This window comes from Rhodococcus opacus B4, from assembly GCF_000010805.1.
GTDB lineage: Bacteria > Actinomycetota > Actinomycetes > Mycobacteriales > Mycobacteriaceae > Rhodococcus_F > Rhodococcus_F opacus_C.
Genome location: NC_012520.1, coordinates 367,619 through 381,715, shown reverse-complemented (window position 1 = coordinate 381,715; position 14,097 = coordinate 367,619). Strand labels below are relative to the sequence as shown.

14 protein-coding genes are annotated in these 14,097 nt (G+C 63.7%); all 14 read left to right on the top strand.

The annotated features are described in order from the left end of the window. Nucleotides 1-45 precede the first annotated feature (45 nt). The 14 genes from fdxA (at nucleotide 46) to ROP_RS37760 (ending at nucleotide 14,087) form a co-directional block, all read left to right on the top strand. Nucleotides 46-360: a ferredoxin gene (gene fdxA / locus ROP_RS37825; RefSeq protein ID WP_007297940.1), complete on the top strand. Its 315-nt coding sequence runs from the start codon at nucleotides 46-48 to the stop codon at nucleotides 358-360. A 183-nt stretch (nucleotides 361-543) separates the two neighbouring features. Further along, nucleotides 544-2,043: an aldehyde dehydrogenase family protein gene (locus tag ROP_RS37820; protein ID WP_012686931.1), complete on the top strand. Its 1,500-nt coding sequence runs from the start codon at nucleotides 544-546 to the stop codon at nucleotides 2,041-2,043. A gap of 63 nt (nucleotides 2,044-2,106) precedes the next feature. Further along, a complete protein-coding gene (locus tag ROP_RS37815; protein ID WP_007297938.1) occupies nucleotides 2,107-2,514 on the top strand; it encodes an SCP2 sterol-binding domain-containing protein in 408 nt (135 codons plus the stop codon). Nucleotides 2,515-2,554: 40 nt separating this feature from the next. Beyond that, nucleotides 2,555-4,183 carry a fatty acid--CoA ligase gene (locus ROP_RS37810; RefSeq protein ID WP_007297937.1) on the top strand — a complete coding sequence of 543 codons (1,629 nt, stop codon included), beginning with the start codon at nucleotides 2,555-2,557 and terminating at the stop codon, nucleotides 4,181-4,183. Nucleotides 4,184-4,352: 169 nt separating this feature from the next. Beyond that, the gene (locus ROP_RS37805) at nucleotides 4,353-5,153 is read left to right on the top strand and encodes an MlaE family ABC transporter permease (protein ID WP_012686930.1); all 801 of its coding nucleotides are present in this window, start codon (nucleotides 4,353-4,355) and stop codon (nucleotides 5,151-5,153) included. A 6-nt stretch (nucleotides 5,154-5,159) separates the two neighbouring features. After that, nucleotides 5,160-6,074, top strand: a complete 915-nt coding sequence (locus tag ROP_RS37800) for an MlaE family ABC transporter permease (protein ID WP_012686929.1) — start codon at nucleotides 5,160-5,162, stop codon at nucleotides 6,072-6,074. Between the two features lies 1 nt (nucleotide 6,075). Continuing rightward, nucleotides 6,076-7,239 carry an MCE family protein gene (locus tag ROP_RS37795; RefSeq protein ID WP_012686928.1) on the top strand — a complete coding sequence of 388 codons (1,164 nt, stop codon included), beginning with the start codon at nucleotides 6,076-6,078 and terminating at the stop codon, nucleotides 7,237-7,239. Beyond that, the gene (locus ROP_RS37790) at nucleotides 7,236-8,240 is read left to right on the top strand and encodes an MCE family protein (RefSeq protein WP_007297933.1); all 1,005 of its coding nucleotides are present in this window, start codon (nucleotides 7,236-7,238) and stop codon (nucleotides 8,238-8,240) included. The genes ROP_RS37795 and ROP_RS37790 overlap by 4 nt, the downstream gene beginning before the upstream one ends. Continuing rightward, entirely contained in the window at nucleotides 8,240-9,238 is a 999-nt protein-coding gene (locus tag ROP_RS37785) for an MCE family protein (RefSeq protein ID WP_007297932.1), read from the top strand. The genes ROP_RS37790 and ROP_RS37785 overlap by 1 nt, the downstream gene beginning before the upstream one ends. Then, nucleotides 9,235-10,344 (top strand): MCE family protein, encoded by a 1,110-nt coding sequence (locus ROP_RS37780; RefSeq protein WP_012686927.1) that lies wholly within the window; start codon nucleotides 9,235-9,237, stop codon nucleotides 10,342-10,344. The genes ROP_RS37785 and ROP_RS37780 overlap by 4 nt, the downstream gene beginning before the upstream one ends. Further along, nucleotides 10,341-11,492 (top strand): MCE family protein, encoded by a 1,152-nt coding sequence (locus ROP_RS37775; RefSeq protein ID WP_007297930.1) that lies wholly within the window; start codon nucleotides 10,341-10,343, stop codon nucleotides 11,490-11,492. Before ROP_RS37780 ends, ROP_RS37775 begins: the two co-directional genes overlap by 4 nt. Beyond that, on the top strand, nucleotides 11,492-12,970 hold the full coding sequence (locus ROP_RS37770) for an MCE family protein (RefSeq protein WP_007297929.1): 1,479 nt from the start codon (nucleotides 11,492-11,494) through the stop codon (nucleotides 12,968-12,970). Before ROP_RS37775 ends, ROP_RS37770 begins: the two co-directional genes overlap by 1 nt. After that, nucleotides 12,946-13,560 carry a hypothetical protein gene (locus ROP_RS37765; protein ID WP_007297928.1) on the top strand — a complete coding sequence of 205 codons (615 nt, stop codon included), beginning with the start codon at nucleotides 12,946-12,948 and terminating at the stop codon, nucleotides 13,558-13,560. Before ROP_RS37770 ends, ROP_RS37765 begins: the two co-directional genes overlap by 25 nt. After that, on the top strand, nucleotides 13,557-14,087 hold the full coding sequence (locus ROP_RS37760) for a hypothetical protein (RefSeq protein WP_007297927.1): 531 nt from the start codon (nucleotides 13,557-13,559) through the stop codon (nucleotides 14,085-14,087). Before ROP_RS37765 ends, ROP_RS37760 begins: the two co-directional genes overlap by 4 nt. The last annotated feature ends 10 nt before the right edge of the window (nucleotides 14,088-14,097 follow it).

Below are 14,097 nucleotides of genomic sequence, written 5' to 3'. Positions count from 1 at the left end.
CTCGTCGGCAAAGTTTGTCACGCAAATAGCAAGGAGGTAGATCTGATGGCATTCGTCATTGGTGAACCGTGTGTGGACGTTATGGACAAGTCGTGCATCGAAGAATGCCCGGTAGATTGCATCTACGAGGGCGGCCGGATGCTCTACATTCATCAGAACGAGTGCATCGACTGCGGTGCATGCGAGCCGGTGTGTCCCGTCAGTGCCATCCGTCCCGCACAAAAGGTCGATGAGCAGTGGCAGCCCTTCCAAGAATCGTCGAGGGAAGTAACCAAGGATCTCGGCAGTCCAGGTGGTTCGAGTAATGTCGACCTTCCGATCGCCGATTCCGAGTACGTGAAGACGCTCGACGAAAAATGACAATCGTCGGTTGAGAATCGCCTCGGTCGTATTTCCTCGACAAAAGAGGCCTCCGCACTTGCGCCGCACCTCGTCGGTCGTGAAATGTGCCGCAACCATTCGACAGCCACTCACAATTGTTCGGGCTGCGTTGCGCCGCAAGGAAATTCTGAAGTAATCTTCTACACAGAAAGGCAGTGGCCGATGACCATGATGTCGGTGGACATACCCGAGGCGGTGCAGTCTTTCTTGCGCAGCGCTTCCGCGAGCATCGTGATCGGGACAGAGAAGTTGGCGGCAGCGGACGGCAGTGAGGTTCCCACCACGGACCCGGCGACTGGCGCAGTCCTGGCCAACATTTCGGCGGGCGGCGCGATCGACGTGGATCGGGCCGTCGACTCCGCAAGTGTGGCCTTCCAGGCCTGGCGCCGCCTGAGCCCCGCCGCTCGAGGTCGGATATTGCTCGACGTCGCGGACGCGATCGAGGCGCACGCGGAGGAACTGGCCACTCTCGAGACCCTCGACAACGGCAAGCCGCTGTCGGAGTCGTTGTATATCGACGTGAGCCTGGCCAGCCAAATCTGGCGATATTTCGGTGGGTGGACAACGAAACTCGCCGGCCGGACTCTGCCGGTTTCACCGGCGGTAGGAGAGGCACTGGTCTACACACAACGAGAACCGCTGGGGGTGATCGGCGCGATCGCGCCGTGGAACTTTCCGTTACTGATCGCTTCCTGGAAGGTGGCCCCCGCGCTGGCGGCAGGCAACACCGTAGTCCTCAAGCCGTCCGAACATACCTCGCTGAGCGCGCTCCGACTGACCGAAATCGCACTCGAGGCCGGACTGCCCCCCGGAGTCCTCAACCTGGTCACCGGGTTCGGCCCGGAGGCGGGCCAAGCCCTGATTGATCATCCTAAGGTTGCGAAGGTCTCGTTTACCGGATCGACCGAAACGGGGCGCAGGATCATCACCGCCAGCGCGCCGAGCATCAAGAAGCTCACCCTCGAGCTGGGTGGAAAGTCCGCAAACATCGTCTTCCCGGATGCCGATCTCAACGCCGCGGCACAGGGCGCATTAGCCGCCATCTTCCTCAACCAGGGACAGGTGTGTTGTGCAGGTTCCCGGCTCTTTGTCCACCGCGACGTCCACGACGAACTCGTAGCCGAGCTGGAGGCGGCCACCCGAGCGATTCAGCTCGGTCATGGGTTGGACGAGAGTACCGAGATGGGCCCATTGGTCTCCGCGATGCAGCTGGACCGCGTCGAGGGCTTCGTACGCGCGGGCACCCGGGAGGGCGCCACCCTCGTCTGTGGTGGTGAGTATCCGGGGGGCGCGCTCAGTAACGGGCACTTCCTCACACCAACGATTTTCACCGATGTGCGTGACGACATGTCGATCGCCACGGAGGAGATCTTCGGGCCGGTGCTGTCGGTGCTGACCTTCGACGACGAAGCGGAAGTGGTGCGCCGCGCCAACTCCAGTGCCTATGGACTCGCAGCAGGTGTGTGGACCGATAACCTCAAGCGGGCGCACCGGGTGGCGCGGGAGCTCGAGGCGGGCACCGTCTGGGTCAACATGTACAACATGCTCGATCCCGCGGCGCCGTTCGGTGGCTACAAAGCATCGGGGTACGGGCGAGACCTCGGCGAGGAATCCTTGCTGGGATACACGCAGACCAAATCCGTTTGGATCAGCCTGGACTGACCACGGGTCACTTGGCACACGACCGAATCTTCACAACGTCAAACACACGAAAGGATCATTCTCATGGGCGTATTCAAGAACGATGCAGAGGTCCACAAGTACATCGGCGGGGTCTTCGAGAAGGGACTGGCAGATCCCGAGATCGGACCCAAGCTCTCCGCGTCGGGCGTTGTCCTGCAGATCAATTACACCGACCCCGACGCGACCGTGACGGTCGACCTGCCCAACGGCAAGGTGTTCGCGGGCGCGACCGATATCAAGCCGGATGTCGAGTTGTTCATGTCCGCGGACACGGGCAATGGATTCTGGCAGGGCAAAGTGAACCTGTCGGTGGCAATGGCCAAGGGCCAGGTGCGGACCAAGGGTCCGGTGCAGAAGATCCTCAAGCTCGTCCCGACTGCGAAACTGCTGTTCCCCGCGTACAGGGCGATGCTCGAGGCCGACGGCCGCAGCGACCTCCAGCAGAAATGACCAGCGATACCGCACGCCGAGTCCACAAGGAATCCAACTGATGCAAGGCACGATGCAGAGCGCTCCCCTGTCGGTGGCGTCGATACTCCATCACGCCGCCGGCGTGCACGGCGACAGGCGGGTGATCAGCGCCACCGAACAGGGTTTCCGCCGTTCGAGCTACCGCGAGATCGGTGAGCGGTGTGCAAACCTGGCCTCTGCCCTGCGACGCCTCGGAGTCACCGGGGATGATCGGGTGGCCACCTTCCAGTGGAACAACCAGGAACATCTGGAGGCGTACTGCGCCGTCCCCGCCATGGGCGCCGTACTGCACACACTGAACATCAGGCTCTCCGCAGAACAGATCCGTTACGTCGCCAACCACGCGGAGGACAGAGTCATCATCGTGGACTCGTCCCTGGTGCCCCTGCTCGCGCCCGTACTACCCGATTTGCAGTCGGTACGGACGGTGCTGGTCACCGGCGAAGGCGACGTTTCGGCGCTCGACGGCAAAGGTCCCGAGGTGCTTCGCTACGAAGAGGCACTAGCCGGGGAATCGGATGAATATCCTTGGCCCACAGTGGACGAGACCTCCGCAGCGGCGATGTGCTACACCAGCGGCACCACAGGTGATCCCAAGGGCGTGGTGTACAGCCACCGATCCATGTATCTCCACTCGATGGCGGCATGCACCGGAAACGGCTTGGGTATTTGCGAGGCCGACCGCGTCCTGCCGATCGTGCCGATGTTTCACGCGAATGCGTGGGGCCTGCCCTACGCGGCGCTGATGGCGGGCGCCGAATTGCTCATGCCGGACCGGTTTCTGCAAGCAGGTCCGCTCACGCAGATGGTCCACACGGAGCGGCCCACCGTAGCCGGTGCGGTGCCAACGATTTGGAACGACGTTCTCCTGCATGCCGAGAAGAATCCTCAATTGGACTTCTCGTCGCTGCGGCTGGTGGCCTGCGGCGGATCTGCGGTGCCACGCTCGTTGATGGAGGCATTCGAGGAGCAGCTCGGGGTCACCGTCTTGCAGGCATGGGGAATGACCGAAACCTCGCCGCTTGCTTCGGTCGCACGGCCGCCGGTGGGGGCTTCCCCCGAAGAGGCCTGGCGCGTGCGGTCGACACAGGGTCGCGCCGTGTGTGGAGTCGAGATGCGAATCGTCGCAGATGACGGCGCGGTGTTGCCGCACGATGGCGAGGCTGTGGGCGAGTTGGAGGTTCGCGGACCCTGGGTCGCCGCCTCGTATTACAAGGTGGCGGACGAGGACAGGTTCCACGATGGTTGGCTGCGAACCGGCGACGTCGGTCACATCGACCGCGGAGGCTTCCTGACCTTGACGGACCGGGCGAAGGATGTGATCAAGTCCGGTGGCGAGTGGATCTCCTCGGTGCAACTGGAGAACATCCTGATCGGGCACCCCGATATCTTCGAGGCTGCGGTGATCGCAGTGCCAGACCCGAAGTGGCAGGAACGTCCGCTCGCAGTCATTGTGCTGCGAGAGGGAGCGGCTATTGCTCCGAAGGAGCTGCAATCGTGGCTCGCCGACCAGGTGCCACGGTGGTGGCTGCCCGAACAGTGGACGTTCATCGAGCAGGTCCCCCGTACCAGCGTGGGAAAGTTCGATAAGAAGCTGCTGCGCGCGGACCACGCGGACGGCAGGCTGACAATCACGAATGTGGGGTGACCGGTTCTACCCATGTGCATGCGGAAACGGCCCCGCGAAAGCTGTGATCGCGGGGCCGTTTCCCCGCTCTCCCCACGGCTCTCCCAACGCCTATCGGGCTTCATGCTGAACACATCGAATTGGCGTGGCTCACATTCGGGCACCCAATTCATGAGCACGGAGGACTAACGTGCAACTGCTGGACAGATCGGTCACGCCTGGCGAAAGAAGCGCCAAGGCGAGGGCAGCACTACGGGTGGCGCCACGCGCGGTGGGCGCCTTCTACGCGACTTCGCTCGAGACGTATCGCTGCATGTTCAAGCGGCCGTTTCACCTGCGGGAGTTCCTCCAGCAGGCTTGGTTCATCGCCAGTGTGTCGATCATGCCCGCGCTGTTGATGGCAATCCCGTTCTGCATGATGTTCGTCTACCAGATCAACATCCTCCTCGCTGAGATCGGTGCGGTCGATCTCGCCGGCGCCGGCGCGGGTGTCGCGATCGTCCGGGAAATCGGCCCCATCGTCACTGTTCTGGTGGTGGCCGGCGCCGGTTCTACGGCGATCTGCGCGGATCTGGGATCGCGAACCATCCGCGAGGAGATCGACGCGATGAAAGTCCTCGGCATCGATCCCATTCACCGTCTCTGTGTTCCGCGGGTATTGGCGTCGACCTTCATCGCGATCTTCCTCAATGGCCTCGTGTCGGCCGTCGGCCTCGTCGGCGGCTACATCGCCACCGTGTACATGCAGGGCGCATCACCCGGGCAGTACGTCACGGCAATCTCCATCATTACCGGTCTCGGTGATTTCTTCGTCGCCGAGATCAAGGCTGCCGTATTCGGCATGCTCGCCGGGTTGGTTGCCTGCCATCTCGGCCTGAACGTGAGGGGCGGGCCGAAAGGCGTGGGGGATGCTGTCAATCAGACGGTGGTGTTCAGCTTCCTGCTGCTGTTTCTGGCGAACTCGATCATCACCACCTTGGCAATGCACTGACGACCTATGAACTCTTTGCAGAATCCGCACGTAACCGACGACGGGAAGCTCGTGTCGAAATCGAACCAGCCTTCGGGTACCCGGAGAGCCCGTGCCGTCGCGCTCAAGGTGATTGATGCGCCGGTCAGCCATCTCGAGGAGATGGGCCGACAGTTCTCCTTCTACAACCACACGATCGCGGCGATTCCGCGAACATTCCGCCGCTATCGCGCCGAAACGGTCCGGCTCTTGGCAGAAGTGAGCATGGGAACCGGAGCGCTGGCGGTGATCGGCGGGACGCTCATGGTCATCTCGTTGCTGACCGCCGCGGTCGGTTACGAGGTCGGCCAGCAGGGGGCCACCTCTCTCGGCCGTGTCGGAATCGGCGCATTGTCCGGATTCATCTCCGCATTCTTCAATACCCGGGAGGCCATACCGGCGATCGCCGGCATCGCGTTGACCGCGACCGTCGGTGCCGGATTCACTGCACAACTCGGCGCCATGCGGGTCAGCGAGGAGATCGACGCGATGGAAACCATGTCCATCCCCTCCCTCCCCTACCTGGTCACGACCCGCGTGATGGCCGGGGTGATCGCGGTGATCCCGCTCTACTCGGTGGCATTGTTCGTCGGCTACGCCGCGACCCAACTCGTCACCGTCTACATGATCGGGGAGGCGAAAGGAACGTTCTGGCACTACTTCAACGTCTTCCTCGTTCCCAGCGATGTGATTTGGTCGGCAGTGAAAGTGCTCGCGATGTCCGTGGTGGTGATGTGCGTGCACTGCTATCACGGGTACAACGCCAGTGGTGGTCCGGCGGGTGTGGGTGTCGCGGTCGGCCGGGCAGTCCGGACGTCGCTGATCTCCATCATGGTGATCGACCTGCTCATCGGTATCGCGGTCTATGGCGGCTCCGCTGGGGCAGTGAGGGTGTCGGGCTGACATGAGTGGACACCTTGCAGAACGCAGCCGACGAGCCTACGTTGCACTCGGTCTCGTCATGGTCGCAGTCGGAGCACTCGCGACCGCGACTTCAATCGCCGTCTACCGGGGAAGCTTCACCTCCGCTGTTCCGGTCAAGCTCTATTCCACCCGGGCCGGCCTGATGCTCGAACCCGGCTCGGACGTGAAGATGCGCGAGGTCGTCGTCGGCCGGGTCACGGGCGTCAAGCTGGTCGACGGGCACGCCGAGATCTCCATGGACATCGACAAAGGACGTGCACACTCGATCGCCGCGAATGTCTCCGCCGCGATCGACCCCACCACCCTGTTCGGCCGCAAGTTCGTCACACTCGACCCGCCGGAATCACCTTCGCCGGAGACTATCTCGGCCGGCACGGTCCTCTCGACGGGCCAGGTGGCCACGGAAGTGAACGACCTTCTCGAGTCGTTGGTCACCGTGCTACGGACGGTGGAACCGGAGAAGGTCAACGGAACGCTGAACGCACTCGCCACGTCGCTACACGGCCGCGGCGACCAGCTCGGTGACACTCTGGTCGAACTCAATACCTACCTGGCGAGCTTCAACAACAGCCTGCCCACCCTGCGGCGCGATTTGGTGCGCGGAGCCGAGACCACCGACGTCCTCGCAGCCGCGGCACCGGACGTGATGGAAACGGTCGACCAGGCCAGCACGACGGCGACGACCCTCACCGACCGCCAAGACCAGTTCAAGGCATTCCTGCTCAGCTTCACCAGCTTCGGCAACAGCGGACGCTCCTTCTTCGAGACCAGCGGGACCCCGCTGACCGAGTCGCTGTCCTCCCTGGCCCCGACCACCGAACTGCTGGCGCAGCGTGCGCCGACACTGCCCTGCCTGGTCGAGAGCCTCGTGCAGACCAACACCTACCTCGAACGCACCCTCGGAGGTAGTGATCAGCCCGGATTGAACATCCTCGGCACCCTGCTGATGGGAGATCCGCCGTACACGAATCCGGCCAACCTCCCGGTGGTGCGAGCCGATGGGCCCGTCGCCTGCGACGACTGGTCACAGCCGCAGGGACACACCGATTTCGATGACGGCAGTGCCGCCTACCGACCCGCACGGACCCCGATGGATCTGATCGGAAACCCCTTCGCGCAGTTCTTCCTAGGAGGTCTGCGATGACGAAGACTTCGCCCAGCCTGAAGTTGCTGATCTTCGTACTGGTGACCACCCTGACGGGATTCGGTGTCGCAACGGTTGTCGGTAACCTCCGTTTCGGCAGCACGCACGCCTACAGTGCGGTCTTCACCAGCGCATCCGGCCTCGGAAGCGGTTCAGACGTGCGTGTGGCGGGAGTGCCCATGGGTAAGGTCACCGACGTCTCGGTCAACTCCGACGGCACGGCGTTGGTCACCTTCTCTCTCTCCACCGAGCGCCCGCTGACCGCGGCGACCGAGGCGAAGATCAAGTACAAGAATCTGATCGGCGACCGCTATGTCGACCTGTCCCCGGGTTCCTTCGACCCGAGTCCGCTCCAGGCTCCGATACCACTCGCTCAGACAACGGCTGCGTTGGATCTGGACCAGGTTGTCAACGGCTTTCGTCCCCTGCTCCAGGGCCTGGATCCGGACCAGACCAACCAACTATCCGCGTCATTGATCCAGGTTCTCAACGGGCAGGAAGCAAGCATCAGCCAGCTGATTTCCCAGATCGACACCTTCACCAATGCACTCGCCGACCGCGACCAGGCCATCGGCCAGGTCATCGCGAACTTCAACGCCGTGCTCGGGACCGTCAACAACCGACGCGACCAGTTCGCAACCCTGGTCGACCAACTACAGCAACTGGTCGCCGGCCTCAACGACGACCGGGATTTGATCAGCCACTCGCTGGGCCAGATCGACGACGCCTCGAACGCCATGGCGACCGTTCTCACGGAGAACCGGCCGCCCATCGCCCAGGATGTGTCCGCGCTCGGTGACCTGGCCGGCCAGCTCAACGCACAGACCGACACCGTGAATCTCGTTTTGAGCAAGCTTCCCGAGACCTACCGGCTGACCGCGCGGGCAGGCGGATACGGAAGCTTCGTCAACTTGTTCGTGTGCGGACTGGCAATCAAGTACGCGCAGGGCCCCGGCGGAGTCACGCCGATGTTCACCGCGCCCGCCGAAAGGTGCAAGTGATGGCAACCAAGTCGTTCCTCGAACGGAACCCGATCCGACTCGGTGTGATCGGAACCCTCGTCCTCGTCGGCGTCCTCGCCGTCGCACTCAACTTCGACACCATCCCAGGCATCGGTCCGAAGACGTACCACGCTGAGTTCCTTGACGCCAGCGGCCTCGTGGTGGGTGACACCGCCCAGATCGCCGGCGTCAAGGTGGGCAAGGTGCGGGAGATCTCCCTCAACGGAGACAAGGTCGAAGTCGAATTCGACGCAGACAGCGGCGACGCGCGCCTGGGCAACGACACTCGTGCTGCCATCAAGGTCGAAACCGCACTCGGGCGCCGATACATCGAACTGACCCCGGAGGGAGAGGGGGAGCTGGGGCGAGGCGACACGATCCCGGTCTCACGCACCACGTCCGGTTACGACGTCACCCGGTCGCTCGAGGAAGTGACCGACAAGGTCTCCAAGACGGACACCGTCGATTTGTCCGGTGCACTCGACCAACTCTCCGCGGTCGAAGAGGCCCTGCCACCCGACCTGAAGTCCTCGCTGACCGGCCTGTCCCGGTTGTCCGAGACGGTGGCCAGTAGGGACGCCGACCTACGGCACCTACTGACCAACACCGCCGGGGTGAGCACAGTGCTCGCCGAGCGCAGTCAGCGTGTCGCCGCGCTACTCGGGCAGGGTCAGTCCCTGTTCGATTCGCTCAATCAGCGCGCCGACTCCATCCACCGCATCCTCGTACAAACCCGCGAGATCGCCGACGAACTCACCGCCCTCAAGCGGGACAACGAGGCCACACTTGCACCCACTCTCGAACAGATGGACACGTTGGTCACGACCTTGAATAACAACTACGACAACATCAACGCCTCCCTGACCGGACTCGAGCGTTACGCCCAGCAGATCGGCGACGTCGTGGGCAGCGGACCGTTCTTCAGCGCTCTCCTGCACAACATCCTTCCCGCGAACCTGGCAGGTCAGGTCCCCGGCAGCCTCGGAGGTCCCCGATGATGGCCACGAGGACCACCTCGCGCGTGCCGGCGAAGATTCTGCTTCTCGTGGTGATCGTCGCCGCCCTGGTACTGGGCACCGGAGCCTGGGTCACCGGGCACTCCACGCACCACATCACCGCCTTCTTTCGCAGCACGAGCGGACTCTATGTCGGCGACCGTGTCATGATCCTCGGCGTCGAGGTCGGCCAGATCAACGACATCGTGCCCGAAGGCGACCAGGTCCGCGTCGAATTCAGCTACGACGGAAAGTACGACGTCCCCGCCGACGCCAAAGCTGCCATTGTCGCCCCGGTTCTGGTCACCGGTCGATACATCCAACTTGCCCCCGCTTACGTCGGCGGCGACAAAATGGCAGACGGGCAGACGATCCCCGTCGAGCGCACCGCAGTTCCAGTCGAATTCGACGAGGTCAAGGAACAGGTCGTCAAGCTCGCACAGGACGTGGGACGCACACCCGAGGACCCCGACGGTTCGCTCAACCGCTTCGTGACGAACACCGCGGATGCTCTCCGCGGGAACGGGCAAACCCTGCACGACTCGCTGGTACAGCTCTCCGACGCCACTAGCACTCTCAGCAAAGGCGGAGAGGATCTGTTTGCCTCCGTCCGAAACCTGCAGACCTTCACCTCGGCGTTGGCCACCAACGAACAGCAGATCACCGCGTTCAGCCGTGAACTGGCCACGACGTCGTCGATGCTCAACGACAACCGCACCGAGCTCGACGCCCTGCTCAACAGCATGCTCGCCACGTTCAACGAGGTCACCGCGTTCCTTCAGAACAACCGGGGGGCACTGACCACCGACGTCGGTAAGCTCACCGACCTCACCCGCCAGCTCGTCGACCGGGAAGACACCCTCGCCTCGATCCTGCACACTGCGCCGACCTCACTGTCGAACTTCTACAACATCTACGATCCCGACTCGAACTCGCTGACGGCCGCGATTGCAGTCTCCGACCTTCCGCCGGACCCCCGGTCGCTGATTTGCGCACTGCTCACCACGGCCAATGCGCCGGCCGACGAATGTTCCAAAGCCACCGGTGCGCTCGCCACCGGACTGGTCCAGAAAGCGGTGGCACCGGCACCGAGCGGAGGAACACGATGATCTCGATCAGGCAATTGAGTGCCTGCACCGCCCTGACACTCGGTGTGGCGGTGACTGCCACCGGGTGCCGCTTCGACGGAATCAACTCGATCCCGTTGCCCGGTAACGCCATCAGCGGTGACACCTACGAAGTCACGGTCGAGCTGGCCGATATTCAGAATCTGGTCGGCAACTCCCCCGTGAAAGCCGACAATGTGATCGTCGGAAACATCGCCAGCATCGGTGGGGAGAACTGGATCGCGCGCCTGACACTCGAACTGCGCGCGGACGCACGGATCCCGGCGAACGTCGGTGCGAAATTGGCGCAGACCAGTGTTCTCGGTTCCCAGTACCTGGAGCTGTCGGTTCCCTCCGGTGAACAACCGGTCGGGACGCTGGCGGACGGCGCCGTCATTCCCATCGCCCGCACCAGCCAGTACGCGTCGACCGAAGAGGTTTTGTCGGCACTGTCGTTGGTACTGAATGGCAGTGGACTGCAGCAAATCCGCACGGTCACCTCCGAACTCGTTCGGGTGCTCGACGGCAGGGAGCAGAACCTGCACGAGCTGTTCGGCAACCTCGAGACCGTCGTGGGAAACCTCGACCAACAACGCGCGGATATCGTCCGGGCGATCGATGGACTCGACCGGCTCGGCGCCGAGCTCGCGGCGCAGAACGCCACCCTCGATCGCGGTATCGAGACGATCACCCCAGCGGCACAGGTACTCAACGATCAGCAGAAGCAGCTCACGACAATGCTGACCAGTGTCGGCCAGTTCGGGGAGGTCGCGACCAAGGTCCTTGACAGTAGCCGCGAGGATCTGCACGCCAATCTCACTGCACTACAGCCGACCCTGAGCCATCTCGCCTCGGTAGGCGATTCCATCCCGGAGGCCCTCAAGATTGCTGCCACGCTTCCGTTCCCGGTCGAAACCACGGATCGGGCGATCCGAGGCGACTACGTGAATTTGTTCCTCACCCTCGATCTGACTGCCGAGACCGTGGGCGGCAAGGTCCTCGGAAGCATCCCGGTGTCCGAACTGGCGGGACTGAACCCGGCGCGGCAGGCGGCCAACCCGCTACTCGTTCCCACCGAGCGGCCCGCGAGTGCACCTCCGGCCGCGACCCCAGCCGCCGGGGCGCCCCAACCGCAGGGAGGTCAGCGCTGATGCGCTCGAAATTGGTCCGAGCCCAACTCGTGATCTTCACCCTTGTCGCGGTCGTGGCTGTCGCCAATTCCGTCTACAGCTACATGGGATTCAACCGGCTCTCGGGTATCGGAATGTACTCGGTCGATGTCGAACTCGAACGCGCCGGCGGCCTGTACGCGAGCGCGCTCGTCACCTATCGCGGCGTCGATGTCGGTGTGGTCAGGTCGCTCGACGTGACCCCCGATCACGTGACCGTGCACCTGCAATTGGACTCGGACCACCCGATCCCGAAATCGACCGACGCCTACGTGCGCAGCGTCTCGGCGATCGGCGAACAGTATGTCGATCTGGTGCCGCCCACATCCCAGGGTCCGTTCCTGGCCGATGGCGACGTCATCGATCGGTCCCGGACAACGTTGCCGGTATCGGCAGCGCAGGTCGTCGACGAGGTCAGCACCCTCCTCGAGGGACTGCCGAAGGACGACTTGAAGACCACGGTCGACGAGGCCTACGCCGCCTTCGACGGCGCCGGTCCCACCCTCTCGCGTCTGATCGACTCGTCCCGCCCGCTCATCGCCCTCGCCCAGGCCAACCTGGGCCCGACCACTACCCTGATCACCGACGCGGAACCGGTTCTGACGGCGGTGAACTCAGCGGGTCCCGATATCGCGCGTTTCTCCACCGACCTGGCTTCGTTCACCGAGCAGCTGACCATGAACGACGCCCAGATCCGGGGAACCCTCGACAACGGTCCTGCCTTCTTTGATGCGTTCGGCGGAACACTCGCCGACCTGCAGCCGTCGCTGCCGCTGCTGCTGGCGAATCTGCAGAGCGTCGGAGAGGTATTGCGAGTCAACGTTCCCGGTATCCGCCAGATCCTGGTGATCTACCCGGCAATGTCCGCCGCGATCAATCACATGCATCAGGGTGTGCAAGGCGCGGACCGCACGTATGGTCAGGGCCCCCTCGATATCAAACTGGGCAACACCGCCAACCCGCTGCCCTGCACCGAGGGCTATGAGGAAACACAGCGGCGCGATCCCAGCGATCTTTCGCCGGCCGAGCCCGCCACCAGCTCGTACTGTACGTTGCCGCCAAACGAGCCGCGTGTGGTGCGCGGTGCCCGGAACCTTCCCTGCGCCACCGACCCCTCCGTGCGGACCGCGGAGGTCGGCGAATGCCCCGGCGGTCTGCCCTCGAGCTGGCCGCAGATGCTGGCCCGGCCCGGGCAGCCCTACGCCCCTGCACCGAGCGCACCGCCCGCGCCGCCCACAGCAGCGCCGGAGCCGCAGCAGTCGGACAACTCTCAGCAGGCTCCTGTCGCGGCGACCCCGGCGGCCTGGTCCAGCCGGCAGGCCCCTGCGGTCGCCACCGCTCCCTACGACCCGATCACCGGCGCCTTCCGCGCCCCAGACGGCGCCCTGTACTCCATCGACGCCACATCCCCAACCCAGTCCGAGGAGGAACTGACATGGCAAAGTCTGCTGCTGCGCTAGCACTGGACACGATCGACGACGACAACGTCCTCGATCGACCCGAACGACCACCCGAAACATCGACGGACGCCGCCGAGGACTCCGGCGGCCCCGCACGACGGCGGGGCGGCGGTCTCATCCTCGCTGCGGTCGTGTTCCTCGGTGCGATCGTGCTGGCCGGTTCGGTGTGGGGGGTGAGATCGTGGAGCGACTGGCGGACCACGGACGCCGCCGCGGCCCGTGATGTCTCCATCCTCGATACCGCCACCCAAATGTCAACCAACTTGGTCACCCTCCGTCACCAGAGCGTCGACGAGGACATCAAGAAGGTCGCCGACGGCACGACCGGACCGTTCCACGACCAGTTCGCCACGTCCTCGGGGGGTTTCGGGGATGTACTGAATCAGGGTCAGGTCGAGTCGACCGGCGAAGTGAAGTCCGCCGGCATCATCGACTCGTCGGACGATCACGCCACCGTCCTCGCGGCAGTGACGTCGACGGTCAAGAACACCGAGGCCCCCGACGGTGAGATGCGGGTCTACCGCATGAAATTGACCCTCGACCTCGTCGACGGTCGCTGGCTCGTTTCCGATGTGGAGTTCGTCGCATGATTACCTACATCGCTCGCATCTCCTCGCTCTTCGACACGTGGAGCAGCCGTAAACGCACACTGTTGGTCGCGGGCCTCGGCGTGCTGGCGGTCGCGGTGACAGTCGGCAGCGTGACATTGACGATCCGCGCACACGAGGGCCGGAGCCAGGAGGACACCCGGCAGCAGGCGCTCACGCAGGCCGCGCAGTTGGTTCCCGACATCCTGTCCTACGACTTCAACACGGTCGACGACCACTTCACCGGTTCGCTCGAGCACCTCGGGGGTGAGTTCCGCACTCAGTTCGAGAGCGTGAGCAAGGACGTCATCATTCCGTCCGCGAAGCAGCGGCAGGTGGTCACCTCGGCCACCGTCGTGGAGTCCTCGGTTGTCTCGGCCTCCGCTGACGCTGCCACCGTGCTGATGTTTCTCAATCAGTCCACGACCAGTACCGACAGTCCCGCCCCCAAGCTGGACGGCAGCCGCGTTCAGGTGTCGCTGCACCGCGATGGAGATTCCTGGCAGATCACCGAGATGTCCCCGGTGTGAACCGCGGAGC